Origin of the sequence: Gaiella sp., assembly GCF_039915195.1 — a bacterium.
In the GTDB taxonomy this organism is placed as follows: domain Bacteria; phylum Actinomycetota; class Thermoleophilia; order Gaiellales; family Gaiellaceae; genus Gaiella.
This window is the reverse complement of record NZ_JBDSNT010000020.1, coordinates 1-15450: the sequence shown is the minus strand read 5'-3', so window position 1 is coordinate 15450 and position 15450 is coordinate 1. Positions and strand designations below refer to the sequence as shown.

Here is a 15450-nt window from a genome sequence, read left to right as displayed (position 1 = left end):
CGCACCGACTTCATCCGGCGCATGCCCGGCCGGATCGTCGGGCAGACGACCGACCTCGACGGCGACCGCGGCTTCGTGCTGACGCTGCAGACGCGCGAGCAGCACATTCGCCGCGAGAAGGCGACGTCGAACATGACGACGAACCAGACGCTGCTCGCGCTCGGCGGCCTTGTCACGCTCGCGTGGCTCGGGCCGCAGGGGCTCCGTGAGCTCGGCGAGACGTGCATGTCGCTCGCCGCGTATGCGAAGGAGCGGATCGCGCTCCCCGTTGCGTTCGAGCAGCCGTTCTTCAAGGAGGTCGCATTCCGCACGCCGCGGCCCGCACGAGATGTCATTCGCGAGGCACGGGCCCTGGGCGTGCATCCCGGCTACTGCCTCGGACGCGACTACGAGGCCATGGACGACGTGATCCTCGTCGCGCTGACCGAAAAGCGAACACCGGCCGACGTCGACCGCCTCGCGGCCGTGCTCGAGGAGGTGTGTGGCTAGTGCGGTCTCTCCCGGGCATCCGTCTATCAGCCCCTGTTGCTGATTGCGGCCGGAGCCGCTCCCGGGACAGGCATTCGCCAGTCCCCTACGGGGATCTTTGCGAGGCGACGAGGGGTGGATTCGAATGGAGCTGATCTACGAGAAGAGCCAGGCGGGCCGCCGGGCAGGGCGAGTACCGAGCTACGACCTACCCGTACCCGAGGTGCCGGCTGCGCTCGCACGGACGAGCCCACCCAGGCTGCCCGAGCTGGCGGAGAACGAGATCGTGCGCCACTTCACGAGCCTCGCCGACCGGAACTTCGGAATCGATACGGGCTTCTACCCACTCGGCTCCTGCACGATGAAGTACAACCCGCGCGTCAACGAGCGCGTTGTCGCATTGCCGGGGTTCGCGAACCTGCATCCCCACCAGGAGGATGACGGCGCACAGGGCGCGCTCGAGTTGATGTGGGAGCTGCAGGAGATTCTCTCCGAGGTGGCAGGCCTTCCGGCCGTGACGCTGCAGCCGGCTGCAGGCTCGCAGGGGGAGCTCACCGGGCTGATGCTGATGCGTGCCTACTTCGCCGACCGCGGCGAGGGCGAGCAGCGCGACACGATCATCACGGCCGATACGGCGCACGGCACGAATCCGGCGAGCGTGACGATGGCCGGGTACAAGCTCGAGAAGGTCGCGACGACCGAGCGCGGCAATCTCGACCTGGACGACCTGCGCGCAAAGGTGAACGAGCGGACTGCAGGGTTGATGCTGACGAACCCGTCCACCGTGGGCCTCTTCGACGAGGGCATTGCGGAAGTGGCGGACATCTTCCACGAGAACGGCGCGCTCCTCTACTACGACGGAGCGAACCTCAATGCCGTGGTGGGCCGCTCCCGCCCCGGTGACATGGGCTTCGACATCGTCCACTACAACCTCCACAAGACGTTCTCGCAGCCTCACGGCGGTGGCGGCCCAGGAGGTGGGCCGGTCGCGGTGCGCGCCGACCTCGAGCCGTTCTTGCCTTCACCGCAGGTCGTGCGTGACGGCGATGTCTTCCGTCTCGACCGCGATCGCCCGAAGTCGATCGGCCGCGTGCGCGGATTTGCAGGACCGTTCGGCGTCTTCGTGCGCTCGTACGCCTACATGCGCGCGTATGGCCCCGACCTCCAGGCGATGTCCGAAACGGCGGTGCTGAACGCGAACTACCTCCTCGCCGAGCTCAAGGACGACTACGAGGTCGCCTACGACCGCCTCTGCATGCACGAGTTCGTGCTCTCGGCCCGCGCGCTGAAGAAGGAATACGGGGTTACCGCACTCGACATCGCGAAGCGGCTGATGGACTACGGCGTCCATCCGCCGACGATCTACTTCCCGCTCGTCGTTCCCGAGGCGCTGATGATCGAGCCAACGGAGACCGAGCCGAAGGAGCGACTCGATGCGTTCATCTCCGTTATGAAGACGATCGCGCGCGAGGCAGCGGAGAACCCGGAGCTGCTGAAAGGCGCGCCGCACTCACGGCCCGTTCGCCGACTGGACGAGGTGAAGGCGGCGAAGGAGCCGATCGTCAAGCACGCGTTCGCAGAACGAGTGCCGACCGGCGCGTAACGTCAGTTCCAATCGGTAGGGTCGCACGGTGGAGGCGCTCGCACGACTGACGATCCGCGGCCGCTGGCCAATTGTCGTCCTGTGGTTGCTCCTGACCGTTGCGGGGGCGATTGCGGCCGGCAAGCTCGCTGATCGCTGGTTCCAGCAGTTCTCGATCCCCGGCTATAGCGCGTACGAGGCGAACCAACGCACGCTCGACCGGTTCGGCACGGGCCGCCAGTACCCGATGGTGCTCGTCTTCAGCGTCGTGAACGGCGACATCCGCGAGCAGACCGGCATCGAGGCAGCGATCGCTGCGGGTGCCGGAGTCAACGAGGGCTCCCGCACGAACTCGTGGTTCGAGGCGAAGGACGACGCGTTCGTCTCGGAGGACGGAAAGACGATGTTCGCTCACATCTACGCCACCGGCGAGCCGACGTTCACGACGCTCTTGCCCGTGGAACAGACGCGGGAGGCGGTCGCGGCGAGCGCTCCGGAGGGCGTGACGGCGAGCGTCACCGGCGTGGACGCGATCATCCAATCCCAGGGTGAGGCCGGAGGCCCAAGCGTGCTCATCGAAGTGCTTCTCGGCGGCATCGGCGCGCTCGTCATCCTGCTCTTCGTCTTCGGAACGTTGCCGGCCGTGCTGATGCCTCTTGCCGTGGCGGTCACGTCCATCCTGACCACGTTCCTCTGCGTTCTCGCGTTGACGTATGTCACCGACGTCTCGCTCGTCGTGCAGTTCCTTGTCGCGCTCGTTGGGCTCGGGATCTCGATCGACTACTCGCTGTTGATGATCTTCAGATTCCGTGAAGAGCTGGACCGGGGGCTTTCCGTCGATGATGCGCTCGTCGAGACGATGGAGCACGCCGGCCGGTCGGTGATCGTCTCCGGCACGACCGTCGCGATCGGGCTCGTCAGCATGCTCCTCATCCCGCTCCCCTTCATTCGCTCGATCGGGATCGGTGGCCTGCTCATCCCGCTTGTCTGCGTGCTCTCGTCGATCACGCTGACACCGGCGCTCCTGCGCATGCTCGGCCCGAAGATCAACCGCTACCGGGTGATGCCGAAGCGCCTGCTCACGCGCGACAACGCCGAGGCAGGGTTCTGGGTGCGCTGGGCGGGGATCGTCGCCAGGAGGCCTCTCGTCATCTTCCTCGCAGGCATCGCTGTGGTGATGGTGTTGTTCATCCCCGCCTCGCAGATCAACCCCGGTGATGCCGAGCAAGCGCAACAGCCGGCAGCGGGTGACGCAGCAGCGGGCCGGCAGGCGCTGACGGATGCCGGGATTACAGCGGGCGTCTTCAAGCCGTTCGCGGTTCTCGTCGAGGGTACGGCAGACCCGACCAAGGTGGACTCGATCGCAGCCGCCGTCGCCGGCACCGAGGGAATCGAATCGGTCACGGCGCCGACGGGTGGCTCCTGGCGCACGGACGACGCAGTGCTGATCGACGCGTTTCCGAAGGGCGACAGCTCGTCGATCGCGAACCGCGATGTCATTTCCAACCTCCAGGACAAGGTGCTCCCGGCCGCCGCCGCTGCGTCCGGCGCTGGAGTAGACGTAACGCTCGGTGGAGCCGCCCCGGAGGAACGCGACTTCGTGCACGCCGTCTACGGGAGCTTCCCCTGGGTCTTGCTCGTCGTCGTCATGCTCACCTTCATCCTCCTCGCGCGCGCGTTCCGCTCGGTCGTCCTGCCGCTGAAGGCGGTGATCCTGAACTTGATCTCGCTCGCCTGCGCCTACGGGGTCGTCGTTTTCATCTTCCAGCAGGGCCACGGGAGCGAGGCGATCTGGGGTGTCCAGGCAACGGGCGTCATCCTCGCCTGGGTTCCGTTGATGATCTTCGCCTTCCTGTACGGCATCTCGATGGACTACGAGGTCTTCATGATCACGCGGATCCGCGAGTCCTACGACGAGACCGGCGACACGAGCGCGGCTGTCTCGCTCGGCCTCGCCCGCACGGGCAAGCTCGTCACGAGCGGCGCCGGTGTCCTCATGTTCGCCTTCTTCGCGCTTTCCACGGGTCCAGGCATCGACATCAAGCTGTTTGGCATCGGCCTCGCAGCGGGCGTGATCATCGACGCGACGTTGATCAGGCTGCTCCTCGTTCCGTCGTCGATGCAGCTGCTCGGTCGCTGGAACTGGTGGCTCCCGAAGTGGATGGCCATCGTCTTGCGGACGACGCCGAGCCCGCTCGAGCCGCGTGCATCAGCGTCGCAGCCGCAGACCGATCCCTGATCGCTAGCGCGTTGCGGCGAGCTGCCCATACGCAACCGCGAAGGTAGAGGTGGGCGGACGACGGGCGCGCCAAGGAGGGGGAGCGGCGACCGCCGCCCGCCTCACGTAGCGGGCGCGAAAGGATCGAGCTGCGTGCTCGTTCCTTGCAGGCCGACGGCGTTCGCGGCTCGCGCTCACTCACCGGCCCGGGGGTTACGGGATCGGGAGTGAACGAGGGAGCTTACACCCAACGGCGCGTGAATGCTAGACCGATGGGATGTATCTCGCCTGGCACTGATGCATCTCGCCTGGCACTGATGTATCTCGCCTGGCACTAGGGTCGAACGTTCACGGGTCTATACGGGGGCGGCTCGCGGTGGGGCAGCCAGCTGTCCGCAGGCCGCAGCGATGTCGCGGCCTCGCGTGAGCCGCACGGTTGCGGGGATCCGCGCCCGGTCGAGCACGTGCTTGAACGCTGCGATCGCATCGCGTGACGAGCCGCCGTACATCCCGGTCGGGTTGTACGGGATCAGGTTCACCTTGAACGTCTTCTCGTCGAGGATCGCGGCGAGCTCGGCTGCGTGGCGAGGTGTGTCGTTGACGCCTTCGAGCATCACGTACTCGATGTAGACCTTGCGCCGTCGTAGCTCGTAGTAGCGGTGCAGCTCGGCGAGAACGTCCGCAAGCGGATAGCGGTCGTTCACCGGCATCAGCTGTGACCGGAGCGCGGGATTCGCGGCGTGGAGCGAGAGCGCGATGCGAATCGGCTCGTCGACGTCGTCGATGAACCGCGTCAGTCCTGGGAGCCAGCCGACCGTCGAGATCGTCGTGCGTCGCGGTGTCACTCCGACATCCGGCAGCCGCCGGGCGGCGGCGATCACGTTGTCGAAGTTCATCAGTGGCTCTCCCATTCCCATGAACACGCAATTCGTCAGCGGCGATGCGCCGCCGCGTGACGGGTGAGTCGTGTCACGCGGCTTTGGCGCCCTGCCGTGGTCGATCTCCTCGAGGCGCCGGAAGTGGAGCGCCTGGTCGAGGATCTCCGACGTCGTCAGGTTGCGCCCGAACTGCATCGCTCCGGTCGCGCAGAACGTGCAAGTCAACGGGCAGCCCGACTGGGAGGAGACGCAGATGGAGCGCCGACCATCGCGGTAGCGCATCAGCACCGCCTCCACCGGGTGCCCGTCGTGGGTGCGAAAGAGTGTCTTGACCGTTCCGTCCTTCGCCTGCTGCTCCTCGCTGACGGTGAGCGTCGAGAACGGGACGTTGGCACTCAGGCCTTCGCGCAGCACGGCCGGCACGTTGCTCATCGCGTCGTAGCCCGTCGCGCCGCGCGCTGCCCACTCCCAGACCTGCCGGGCACGGTACGCGGGCTGGCCCGAATCGGAAAGGTGAGTCTCGAGCAGGGCCAGGTCCATCCACGGAGGGTAGCCGTGCCTCCGCGGCGCACCGTCGGGGTGTGCAGAATGGGCAGCCGTGATCGATCTTCGCTCCGACACCGTCACCCGACCGACAGCAGGGATGCGCGCAGCGATCGCCGCTGCAGCGGTCGGAGACGAGCAGATGCGCGAGGATCCTTCGGTCAACGAGTTGCAGGAGCGGGCCGCCGTCCTCCTCGGTCAGGAGCGGGCGCTGTTCCTTCCCACGGCGACGATGGCCAACCAGATCGCGCTCAAGCTGCATAGCCGCCCGGGCGACGTGCTCATTGCGCACGAGCACTCCCACATCCTCACGTACGAGTTCGGCGGTGCTGCCGTGCACGCCGGCTTGCTGACTGTCGGGCTTCCGGGAGCCGCGGGCAGGCTCACGGCTGCTCAGGTCGCCGCGGCTGCCGGAAGCGCACAGGACGTTGTCGATCAGCAGCCCGCGGTGCTCGTCCTCGAGAACACGCACAACATCGCGGGAGGTCGCGTGTGGCCGCTCGACGACCTCGACGCGGTGGTCGGCGCGGCCCATGCAGGCGGCCTCGGTGTGCACATGGACGGCGCGCGGCTGATGAATGCCGCAGTCGCTCTCCGGGTGCCCGCCGCCGTCATCGGTTCACGGGTCGACACCGTGACGCTCTGCCTCTCGAAGGGGCTCGGGTGTCCACTTGGCGCAATTCTGGCGGGGCCGAACGATCTGATTGCCGCAGCCTGGCGTCAGAAGTTCCTTTTCGGCGGCGCGATGCGGCAGGCGGGGATCATCGCTGCGGCCGCGCTCTACGCCCTCGACCACCACGTCGAGCGCCTGGCGGTCGATCACGAGCGCGCACGCAGACTTGCGGAGGCGTGGCACGCTGCTGGCCTCCCGGTCGAGCTCGACCGCGTCGAGACGAACTTCGTCCAGCTCGACACCTCCCGCCTTGGCCTCTCCCAGAGCGAGACGATCGCCACACTTCGGGAGGCGGGAGTGGCGCTATCGCCGACGCTCGGTGACACGCACATCCGGGCCGTGACGCATCTCGACCTCGACGACGCGGACATCGACCGTGCCATCGATCTCGCTTTCGAGGCGCTCCGACAACATGTTCATGCCTGAACAGCGGCTCCTTTCCGAGCTCGACCTGCTTCTCGCGACGGCCCAGGCAGCGGAGCGAATGCCCTCGGTCTCGGCGTGCGTCTTCCGTGACGGCGAGGTTCTCTGGGAAAGCGTCCTCGGCGTCGCCGACGTCGCTACCTCGCGTGTCGCGACAGCGAACGATGTCTACCGCATCGGCTCGATCACGAAGACGTTCACTGCTGTCCTCGTGATGCAGCTCGTCGACGCAGGCCGGCTCGAACTCGACGCGCCGCTCCGCACGTACCTTCCCGAGGCGCCCGTGGGCCCGACGATCCGGACGGCACTCAGCCATCTCACCGGGCTCCAACGCGAGCCGCCTGGCGAGATCTGGGAATCGATGGAGCCGCCGTCGCGCGAGGAGCTGATCGCTGGCCTCGAGGACGCCGAGCTCGTTCTCCGGCCCGGAGAGCAGTGGCACTACTCGAACCTCGTCTTCGCGCTACTCGGCGAGATCGTCATGCGTGCCGGTGGCGCGCCTTACGAGGAGCTGCTCCAGCGGCGCGTCCTCGATCCCCTCGATCTGACGCGAACGAGCCTGCGTCCTGCCGAGCCGAAGGCGAGCCCCTACTACGTGGATCCGTATACCGACACGGTGCACGACGAGCCGGATCCGGAGGTGACCGACACGACCGCGGCGGCCGGGTGGCTCTGGTCGACGCCCGGCGACCTCGCGCGATGGGGAACGTTCCTCGCAGACGGCGACGACGAAGTGCTGCCGAAGGCGACCCTCGACCTGATGTCTCGCGCGCGTGCGATGGCCGATGAACGGAACTGGAGCCTCGGATGGGGCCTCGGGCTCGAACTGTTTCGTCGGGGCGAGAGGATCTTCGTCGGCCATGGAGGGGCGATGCCGGGGTTCCTTGCCGGGCTCGTTGTCGATCGCGGCGAGCGCACGGGTGCTGCCGTGCTCATGAACACGAGCGCGAATGCCGATCCGATTGCGCTCTCGCTCGACCTGCTCGTCGCGACCCTCGAGGGGGTGCCACGAACACCCGCGCTCTGGTCGCCTGCTGCCGACCCGCCGGCCGAGCTCGACGGGATGCTCGGCTCATGGTGGGCCGAGGGCGAAGAGATGATCCTGTCGTTTCGCGGAGGCCGCTTCCAGGCAGAGCTCCGCGGTGGTGCGCCGGGGCGCACGATCTCATTCTTCGATCCTGCCGGCGCCGACCGCTGGCGCGTCGTCGAAGGCCGCGAGCGCGGCGAGGTGCTGCGGGCCGTCCGTGAGGAAAGCGGGTCGATCACGAAGCTCTACTTCGCGACGTATCCGCTGACGCGGTCGCCGGCGACCTTCGGTAAACCCTAAACGTCGCCCGCGACGAAGAACATCGCGGCAACACCGACGTACGCGGCGATCAGTATCCCGCCCCGGAGGCGTGACGACCGACCGGTCCAGATCGTCGCCATCACGACGGCGAGGGAGAGAACCAGAGCGCCGATCTCGACCTTGCGAAAGCCGAGGGCAAGCGGGTCGATCAGCCATGAGAGCAGTGTCACCGCCGGAATCAGGAAGACAGCGACCTGGGCGGAAGACGAGAGGGCGATCTCGGCGGCAAGCTTGAGCTTGCCCCTGTAGGCGACGAGCACGGCTCCGCCGTGCTCCGCGGCGTTACCGACGATCGCCACGATCACCGCGGCAACGAAGAAGTCGGAGAGCCCGGCCTTGTGCGCGAACTCCTCCAGGGAACCGACGAGGGTCTCGGCGACGAAGGCGGTGACAACGGTGGCGGCCGCCAGGACGGCCAGCGAGGCCTTGAACGACCACGCGCTGACCTCCTCGTCGGTCGAGATATGAACGATCCGGTGTCGCCGCAGCATGTAGAAGGTCACGGAGACGTAGACGAGAAGGAGCACGATCGCGACCGGCACCGAGAGATCGACGATCCGTTGAGCATCGGGATCGCCGCTCCAGCTCGGGATCGACGGAATCAATAACACCCCGATCGCGAGGGCGATCAAGCCAAAGGAGAGAAAGCTCGACCACCGCTCGATCTCCCCACGGCCCCCTGCAAACAGTGAAAAGCCCAGGACGAGCAGAAGGTTTCCCACGACCGAGCCCGCGAGCGATCCTCGGACGACCTGTGTCAGCCCCTCGTTGACGGCAATGAGGGCAATGATCAACTCAGGCGCGTTGCCGAAGGTGGCGTTGAGGAATCCCCCGATCCCGGGGCCCGTGTGCACCGCAGCGTGCTCGGTCGCTTCGCCGATCAGCCAGGCGAGCGGTATCAACGCGAGCGCCGACAGAACGAAGAGCGCCGTGTCTCCTATGTCCGTGAGGAAGTGAAGAGCAACGACGATGGGTCCGATGGCCAGGCCGGCGAAGAGAATGCGTCGTACCACGATTGGACAGCACACTAGCGGCGGCCTATCCGGTCAAGTGGCCGGAACCGCGAGTGCGCCCGCACATATCGTGTAGCAGCGGTTCCCGCTTGACCGGATGTCCGCGCGCAGTGAAGGTGGAGCCGTGGCGTCACAACGAGTCTGGAACGCACGGGTGATCAACCCTGGAACGGGCGCCGTCATCGATCACGGCACGCTCGCCTGGGAAAACGGAGTGTTGACCGACGTGTCGGAGGCCCGCGGAGATCCTCCCGAGGGCGCGATCGACGTTGGAGGGAGGGTCGTCCTTCCCGGCCTGATCGATGCGCATGTGCATCTGATCTCGGATCTCGAGCGCTCGCCGGGCTTCGGGCCGCCGCCGCAACTGCACGGTGAGGACCCCCGGCCGCGTGAGCTCGGGTACCTCCTCCTCGCACAGTCGTGCGCGGCGCTCCTCGAGGCGGGGATCACGACAGTCCGCGACGTCGGCTCGTACGACGACGAGGCGATCGTCATCCGCCGTGCGATCGAGCTCGGGCTCGTGCGCGGCCCGACCGTGCGGACGTGTGGCCGCATCATCGCGGCCACGTCACCGGGCGGGAAGATGTTCGGGACGATGTACGTGGAGGCCGACGGGCCGTGGGCGATGCGGCGGGCGGTGCGAGAGCAACTTCGCCGCGGCGCGGACTACGTGAAGTTCATGTCGACCGGGGCCCGGTCTGTCGAGCGCGAAGATCCGGAGCCCGCGCAACTGACACGCGAGGAGATCGCAGCCCTGATCGATGAGGCGCATCGGCTCGGCCTGCGTGTCGCAGCGCATGCCGAGGGGCTCGAGGGTGCCCGGCTAGCGATCGAGGAGGGCGTCGATACCGTCGAGCATGGCTTCTCGCTGCATCGCGAGCCGCGGTTACTCGCGCTGATGGCCGAACGCGGCCAGGTTCTCGTGCCAACGCTGACGACGTTCCACGATCTCGCCGAGCGCTTCGCTCCGCAGTGGCTACCCCGACTCGTCGATCAGGCCAAACGCCAGCTCGAGGAGGCATACGAGACGCTGGGTGCCGCCCGGGACGCAGGTGTGGCTCTCGCGATGGGTTTCGACTCGGGCCCTCCGGGAGCAAATCTCTGGGAGCTCGTGCGGATGGCGGAGGGAGGGCTCGGTTCGATGGGCGCACTCGCCGCCGCGACATCGGGAGGGTCGGCTGCTCTCGGGCTCCCTGAACGTGGCCGTTTCGCGGTGGGCGCGGCGGCGGACATCGTGGTCGTGGACGGTGATCCGCTCGAAGACATCAGGACGCTTCTGCGCCCGCAGCGGATCTGGCTCGTCATCCGCGACGGTAAGGGCGTCGCCGGGCAGATGCTCGCGCGTCCCACTCTCGGAGGCGAGTTCGCCGGCCCCGACGAGGAGCTCGCGCCTCCTACGGGGCCGGCTGCTCCGTGCTGCAGCGTCTGCTCGGGAGCCTGAGACCAGGACCGCACTGCGTGAGAGGCGTCGCGACAACCTGAAAACTGCTCGGTTGTCAAGTCTTGCGGGGAGGGGAAATGTCCTGCAAAGTTCCGCCTACATGAGCGACAGTGCCCTGCCGAAAACCTCCATCGACCTCCCGCTGCGACCGCAGGACGAGGTCTCCTGTCGGCGCTGCGAGGTGCATTGCGACAAGGTGGTCTACCCGGGAGCGTGCATCGAGCGTGCGTGCGCGTTCGTCTATGCGTACGAGGCGTTCGGGCACACGTACATGGGGTGCATGCAGCGGGTGTTCGACGTCGAGATCGACCTCGACCTCCTGCGCGCAGCCGAGAAGCGAAGCGAAGGCTTCGGCGCGGTCGTCGCACGGCGGGTACCTCTGCCGATGTGCCACTCGGAGGTCGCGTCGTGTTACGAGCAGCGCGGCGACGAGGTGGGCTGCCGGAACCCCGAGTTCTTCGAGATGCCGGTGGCGAGCCCGAGCTTCCGGGTCTTCGCGCAGATCGACCCGTAGAGGGTCAGCCGGCTGAAGCTGGTGGCCGGCTTCAGCCGGTCGCTCGGGCTCACCTACCGAAGAGCGTCCGCAGGTGCGCAACCTCGGCCACATCGGGCCCATGCCCATCCGGGCCTGGCGTTTCGAGAATCGCGGGCAGCTCCTGGAACGCCGGCTGTGCGAGGAACGTCCGCAGGCCCTCGTCGCCGATCAATCCCGCGCCGGTCGTCTCGTGCCGATCGAGGTTCGAGCCGAGCGGTGCCTTCGAGTCGTTGACGTGCAGGCAACGGAGCCGGTCGAGCCCGATCCGATCGTCGATCTCCGCGACGGCGGCGTCAAGGATCACCTTGTCGGCGACGTCGACGCCAGAGACGTACAAGTGGCACGAATCGAGGCACAGTCCGAGCCGGGGGTGGTGGTCGAGCGCGTCGTGGATCGCAGCAAGCTCGTCGGTCGACCGCCCGATCGTGCCTCCAGCGCCGGCCGAGTTCTCCATCAGCAGCCAGAGATCGTCCGTCGTCAGCTCGAGCAGCTCCCTCAGAGCGGGCACGACGTGCTCGAGACCCGCTTCGAACCCGGCCCCGAGATGCGAGCCGACATGGAAGATGACGCCTTCGGCGCCGATCGTGTCCGCTACCTCGAGCGAGGCTCGCATCGCGGCGATCGATTTGCCGTAGATCTCGGGATCGGGGCTCGCGAGGTTGACGAGGTAGAGCGCATGGCAGACGACGCTCTTGATCTCCGCCTCCTCACGGCGCTCGCGGAAGCGAGCGACCGCCTCGGGCGTGTGGTCCGTCGGCCGCCACATCCGCGGGCTCTGGGTGAAGACTTGCACCGCGTCGCACCCCATCGCCTCCGCCCGATCGATCGCCTGCCAGATGCCGCCGGCGGAGGAGACGTGGGCGCCGAAGAGCATGCTCCTACGCTAGCGGCGGCAACCCAACGCGCGGACTAGGGTGCCCGGGTGGCACTTTCGCTCCGAGAGAACCTGGGTGCGCTACGGGAGCGCGACTTCCGGCTGCTGTTCACCGGTACCGCGATCACGACGGTCGGCGACGGGCTCGCTGGGATCGCGATTGCGTTCGCGGTCCTCGACATCGGCTCTGCCACGGATCTCGGGATTGTGTTCGCGGTGCGGCAGGCGGCGGAGGCTCTCGTTCTCGTCCTCGGCGGGGTGATCTCGGACCGTCTGCCCCGGAACATCGTGATGGTCGGTGCCTCGACCATCCAGGGTATTGCCCAGGCCGCGACGGCCGTAGCCGTGCTCGGTGGCTTCGGCTCGATCGCCGCCATCGTCGCCTTTCAGGCGTTGTACGGCGTCGGCGCCGGCCTCGTCATCCCCGCCGAGATAGGGCTCGTGCCCCAGACGGTGAGTCCCGACCGGCTCCAGCAGGCGAACGCCCTCCAGGGACTTGGCAGGAACCTGACTCGCATCCTCGGTCCGGCGCTCGGTGGGGCTCTCGTCGTTGCCGGAAGTCCCGGGGTGGCGCTCGGGATCGATGCTCTGAGCTTCCTGATCTGCGCGGTGATCCTGCAGCGCATCCGGATCCCGCCAAGGGCCGAGGGGGCTGCACAGGAAAACTTCCTTCATGAGCTGCGCGAAGGCTGGACGGCGTTCACGTCGCGAACGTGGCTGTGGGCGTCGACCGTTCTCTTCGGGATCGGCAACCTGGGCTTCACCGCGTGGATCGTCCTCGGGCCTGTGGTTGCGAAGGCCGACCTCGGAGGTGCAGGCCCGTGGGGCACGATCGTCGCGATCGGCGGCGTCGGGGCGATCACCGGGAGCGTGATCGCGATGCGGATTCGCCCGAAGCGCCCGCTCGTGGCCTGCACGATCGCCGCGGTTCCCCTCGCCGGGCAGACTCTCGTGCTCGCGGTAGCGCCGTCCGTCTGGCTACTCTCGATCGCGTCCTTCCTCGGCGGCGCGGCCATAGCGGTGCATCTGACGTTGTGGTTCACGTTGTTCCAGCGGGAGATCCCAGAGAACCTGCGGTCACGAGTCAGTTCGTATGACGTGCTCTTCTCGTTCGTGCTGATGCCGATCGGGTTTGCCGTCGTCGGGCCGCTCGCCGATGCGATCGGCGTCACGGAGACGCTCTGGCTCTCGTTGGGGGTGATGCTGATCACCTGGGCGCTGATTCTCTCGCTCCCATCCGTCTGGGCGATCAGGGCACCGGCGGCCGTTGATGCCGACGCACCTACAATGCCCGCCTAATGACCGTTCGTGTCCGCATGGCACCGAGCCCGACCGGCTTCCTCCACATCGGGGGAGTGCGCACATTCCTCTTCAACTGGCTCTTTGCGCGCGGCCAGGGTGGCGAGTGCCTGCTACGGATAGAGAACACCGATACGAGTCGCGAGGTCGCCGACTCGGTCGCGCAGATCGAGGAGTCGCTGCGCTGGCTCGGCATCGACTGGGATGGTGCGACGCGCTTTCAGCTCGACGGCGCGGATCGTTGCCGCGCCGAGGCGGCGCGCCTCGTGGCGGAGGACAAGGCGTACGAGGACGACGGTGCGATCAGAATCAGGATGCCGAACGAGGGCGTCGTCGCCTGGGACGACGCGATCAAGGGTCGGATCGAGTTCCCGGCTGAACAACTCGAGGACATGGTCATCCTCCGCTCCGACGGGCGACCTGTCTACAACTACGCCTCACCGGTCGACGACTGGGTCGACGGGATCACGCACGTCATCCGCGGCGACGACCACGTCTCGAACACGCCCAAGCAGATCGTCGTTCTCGAGGCGCTCGGCGCTGAGCTGCCCGTGTACGCCCACGCGCCGAACGTCTTCGGCGAGGACGGCAAGAAGCTCTCGAAGCGGCACGGCGCCGTCTCGGTGGGCGAGTTCCGCGAGGCGGGATACATCGCGTCCGCGCTGATGAACTTCCTTGCGCTCCTCGGCTGGGCGCCGGACGGCGAGACGACGATCATGTCGAGGGACGAGCTGATCGAACGATTCACGCTCGAGCGGGTCGGGTCGAGTCCCGCGACATTCGATTACGCGAAGCTCGACTGGATGAACGGGATGTACCTGCGCGATCTCGGCGCCGACGCGTATGCGGAGACGCTCGTCACCTTCCTGCGCGAGCAGGGCAGCGAGTGGGACGCGACGCGCATTCGCGAGGCGGCGCCGATCGTGCAGGAGAAGATTGGCCGCCTCGGCGAATTTGCAGACTTCGCGGGTTTCCTCTTCGCGAACGTTGAACCGGAACCGTCATTGCTCGACGCGACGGTGCTCACCGAAGCTGCGATTCAGCTCGAGACTGTCGAGCCGTGGGACGCGGCGACGATCGAGGAGCAGCTGAAGGCGCTCTGCGATCGGCTCGAGGCCAAGCCGAAGACGGTCTATCTCCCGATCCGTGTTGCGGTCACGGGCTCGCGGATCTCCCCTGGGCTCTACGAGAGCATCGAGCTCGTCGGGCGCGACATCGCTCTCGCGCGTCTTCGACACGGGGCCTCGATCGCGGGATGACGTCGGGGCGCGCACTCGTCACGGGAGCTGCGAGCGGCATCGGCCGTGCGATCGCCGAGCGACTCGTTGCCGACGGGTGGCAGGTGCTCGCCGCCGATCTCGTTCCCGACCCCCACGGTCCCGGCGAGCCGTTGGCGGTCGATCTCTCGACGCGCGAGGGCAACCGTGCCGCTGTCGCCGCAACCGTCGACGCTTTCGGTGGGCTCGACGTGGTCGTCGCGAACGCAGGCTTCCAGCACGTTTCGCCATTCGAGAGCTTCGACGAGGATCGCTGGGATGCGCTCCTCGCGGTACTGCTGACGAGCCCTTTCCTGCTCGCCCGCTACGCCTGGCCGCACCTCCGCGAGAGCGGGGAGGGGCGCATCGTCGTCGTCGCGTCTGTGCACGGCCTGATCGCCTCGCCGTTCAAGGCCGGCTACGTCGCTGCAAAGCACGGAGCCGTAGGGCTCGTCAAGTCGCTCGCGCTCGAGGGCGCGGCCGACGGTATCAGGGCAGTCGCGCTCTGCCCCGGATTCGTGCGAACGCCGCTCGTGGCGCTTCAGATCGCTGCCCTCGCAGAGAGTCACGGGATCAGCGAGGAGGAGGCACTCCGAGACGTCCTACTCGAGCCACAAGCACTCAAGCGCTTGCTCGAGCCGGAAGAGGTGGCGGATGTCGCCGCGTTCCTCCTCGGGCCGGGCGGCCGCGCGTTCACCGGCTCGCCTGTTGCCATGGACAGTGGCTGGCTCGCCCGCTAGCGCGTTCTCTCACAACGTTGCGCCTGTTTGCCCCCGAGTTCGCAGTGGCTCGGGCCGCTCCCGGACGAGGCATGCGCCTCGCCCCTACGGGGGTTCCGGTGGAAATCAGGACGCAGTGCACTAAAAGCCGTAATCGATCGTGATGCGCTCGCCGGCGCG

Annotated in this window: 12 protein-coding genes and 1 pseudogene; 10 read left to right on the top strand and 3 right to left on the bottom strand. The window is 67.3% G+C overall.

What is annotated here, in order from left to right; all coding sequences use genetic code 11:
* The 3 genes and pseudogenes from ABIR74_RS02250 to ABIR74_RS02240 form a co-directional block, all read left to right on the top strand.
* A pseudogene (locus ABIR74_RS02250) lies at positions 1-489 on the top strand (glycine dehydrogenase); the annotation flags it as partial.
* A 124-nt stretch (positions 490-613) separates the two neighbouring features.
* Positions 614-2071 carry an aminomethyl-transferring glycine dehydrogenase subunit GcvPB gene (gene gcvPB, locus ABIR74_RS02245; RefSeq protein WP_348174988.1) on the top strand — a complete coding sequence of 486 codons (1458 nt, stop codon included), beginning with the start codon at positions 614-616 and terminating at the stop codon, positions 2069-2071.
* Positions 2072-2099: 28 nt separating this feature from the next.
* Positions 2100-4289: an MMPL family transporter gene (locus ABIR74_RS02240; protein WP_348174987.1), complete on the top strand. Its 2190-nt coding sequence runs from the start codon at positions 2100-2102 to the stop codon at positions 4287-4289.
* Positions 4290-4624: 335 nt separating this feature from the next.
* Here the strand turns inward: ABIR74_RS02240 and rlmN are convergent, their stop codons facing one another.
* Positions 4625-5686, bottom strand: a complete 1062-nt coding sequence (gene rlmN / locus ABIR74_RS02235) for a 23S rRNA (adenine(2503)-C(2))-methyltransferase RlmN (RefSeq protein WP_348174986.1) — start codon at positions 5684-5686, stop codon at positions 4625-4627.
* Between the two features lie 58 nt (positions 5687-5744).
* On the opposite strand from rlmN, the gene ABIR74_RS02230 reads away from it, so the two are divergent.
* Positions 5745-6788: a threonine aldolase family protein gene (locus ABIR74_RS02230; RefSeq protein WP_348174985.1), complete on the top strand. Its 1044-nt coding sequence runs from the start codon at positions 5745-5747 to the stop codon at positions 6786-6788.
* Complete coding sequence (locus ABIR74_RS02225) at positions 6781-8112, top strand: serine hydrolase domain-containing protein (protein ID WP_348174984.1); 1332 nt, start codon at positions 6781-6783, stop codon at positions 8110-8112. Before ABIR74_RS02230 ends, ABIR74_RS02225 begins: the two co-directional genes overlap by 8 nt.
* On the opposite strand, the gene cax is transcribed toward ABIR74_RS02225, so the two are convergent.
* The gene (cax, locus tag ABIR74_RS02220) at positions 8109-9146 is read right to left on the bottom strand and encodes a calcium/proton exchanger (protein WP_348174983.1); all 1038 of its coding nucleotides are present in this window, start codon (positions 9144-9146) and stop codon (positions 8109-8111) included. The genes ABIR74_RS02225 and cax overlap by 4 nt on opposite strands.
* 124 nt (positions 9147-9270) lie before the next feature.
* On the opposite strand from cax, the gene ABIR74_RS02215 reads away from it, so the two are divergent.
* On the top strand, positions 9271-10587 hold the full coding sequence (locus tag ABIR74_RS02215) for an amidohydrolase family protein (protein ID WP_348174982.1): 1317 nt from the start codon (positions 9271-9273) through the stop codon (positions 10585-10587).
* Between the two features lie 100 nt (positions 10588-10687).
* Positions 10688-11101 carry a hypothetical protein gene (locus tag ABIR74_RS02210; RefSeq protein WP_348174980.1) on the top strand — a complete coding sequence of 138 codons (414 nt, stop codon included), beginning with the start codon at positions 10688-10690 and terminating at the stop codon, positions 11099-11101.
* A gap of 49 nt (positions 11102-11150) precedes the next feature.
* Here ABIR74_RS02210 and ABIR74_RS02205 read toward each other — a convergent pair whose 3' ends face one another.
* Complete coding sequence (locus ABIR74_RS02205) at positions 11151-11996, bottom strand: deoxyribonuclease IV (RefSeq protein ID WP_348174979.1); 846 nt, start codon at positions 11994-11996, stop codon at positions 11151-11153.
* A 48-nt stretch (positions 11997-12044) separates the two neighbouring features.
* On the opposite strand from ABIR74_RS02205, the gene ABIR74_RS02200 reads away from it, so the two are divergent.
* From ABIR74_RS02200 to ABIR74_RS02190, 3 genes are read left to right on the top strand one after another with little or no spacing between them, the layout of a single operon-like run.
* Complete coding sequence (locus ABIR74_RS02200; RefSeq protein ID WP_348174978.1) at positions 12045-13295, top strand: MFS transporter; 1251 nt, start codon at positions 12045-12047, stop codon at positions 13293-13295.
* Complete coding sequence (gltX, locus tag ABIR74_RS02195; protein ID WP_348174977.1) at positions 13295-14554, top strand: glutamate--tRNA ligase; 1260 nt, start codon at positions 13295-13297, stop codon at positions 14552-14554. The genes ABIR74_RS02200 and gltX overlap by 1 nt, the downstream gene beginning before the upstream one ends.
* Positions 14551-15291, top strand: coding sequence for an SDR family oxidoreductase (locus tag ABIR74_RS02190; protein ID WP_348174976.1), 741 nt, complete (start codon positions 14551-14553; stop codon positions 15289-15291). Before gltX ends, ABIR74_RS02190 begins: the two co-directional genes overlap by 4 nt.
* Positions 15292-15450 lie beyond the last annotated feature (159 nt).

Coding starts and splice junctions, on each gene's coding strand:
- ABIR74_RS02205 (WP_348174979.1), bottom strand. CDS start 11,996: ATGCTCTTCGGCGCCCACGTCTCCTCCGCCGGCGGCATCTGGCAGGCG.
- ABIR74_RS02210 (WP_348174980.1), top strand. CDS start 10,688: ATGAGCGACAGTGCCCTGCCGAAAACCTCCATCGACCTCCCGCTGCGA.
- gltX (WP_348174977.1), top strand. CDS start 13,295: ATGACCGTTCGTGTCCGCATGGCACCGAGCCCGACCGGCTTCCTCCAC.
- gcvPB (WP_348174988.1), top strand. CDS start 614: ATGGAGCTGATCTACGAGAAGAGCCAGGCGGGCCGCCGGGCAGGGCGA.
- rlmN (WP_348174986.1), bottom strand. CDS start 5,686: ATGGACCTGGCCCTGCTCGAGACTCACCTTTCCGATTCGGGCCAGCCC.
- ABIR74_RS02225 (WP_348174984.1), top strand. CDS start 6,781: ATGCCTGAACAGCGGCTCCTTTCCGAGCTCGACCTGCTTCTCGCGACG.
- ABIR74_RS02190 (WP_348174976.1), top strand. CDS start 14,551: ATGACGTCGGGGCGCGCACTCGTCACGGGAGCTGCGAGCGGCATCGGC.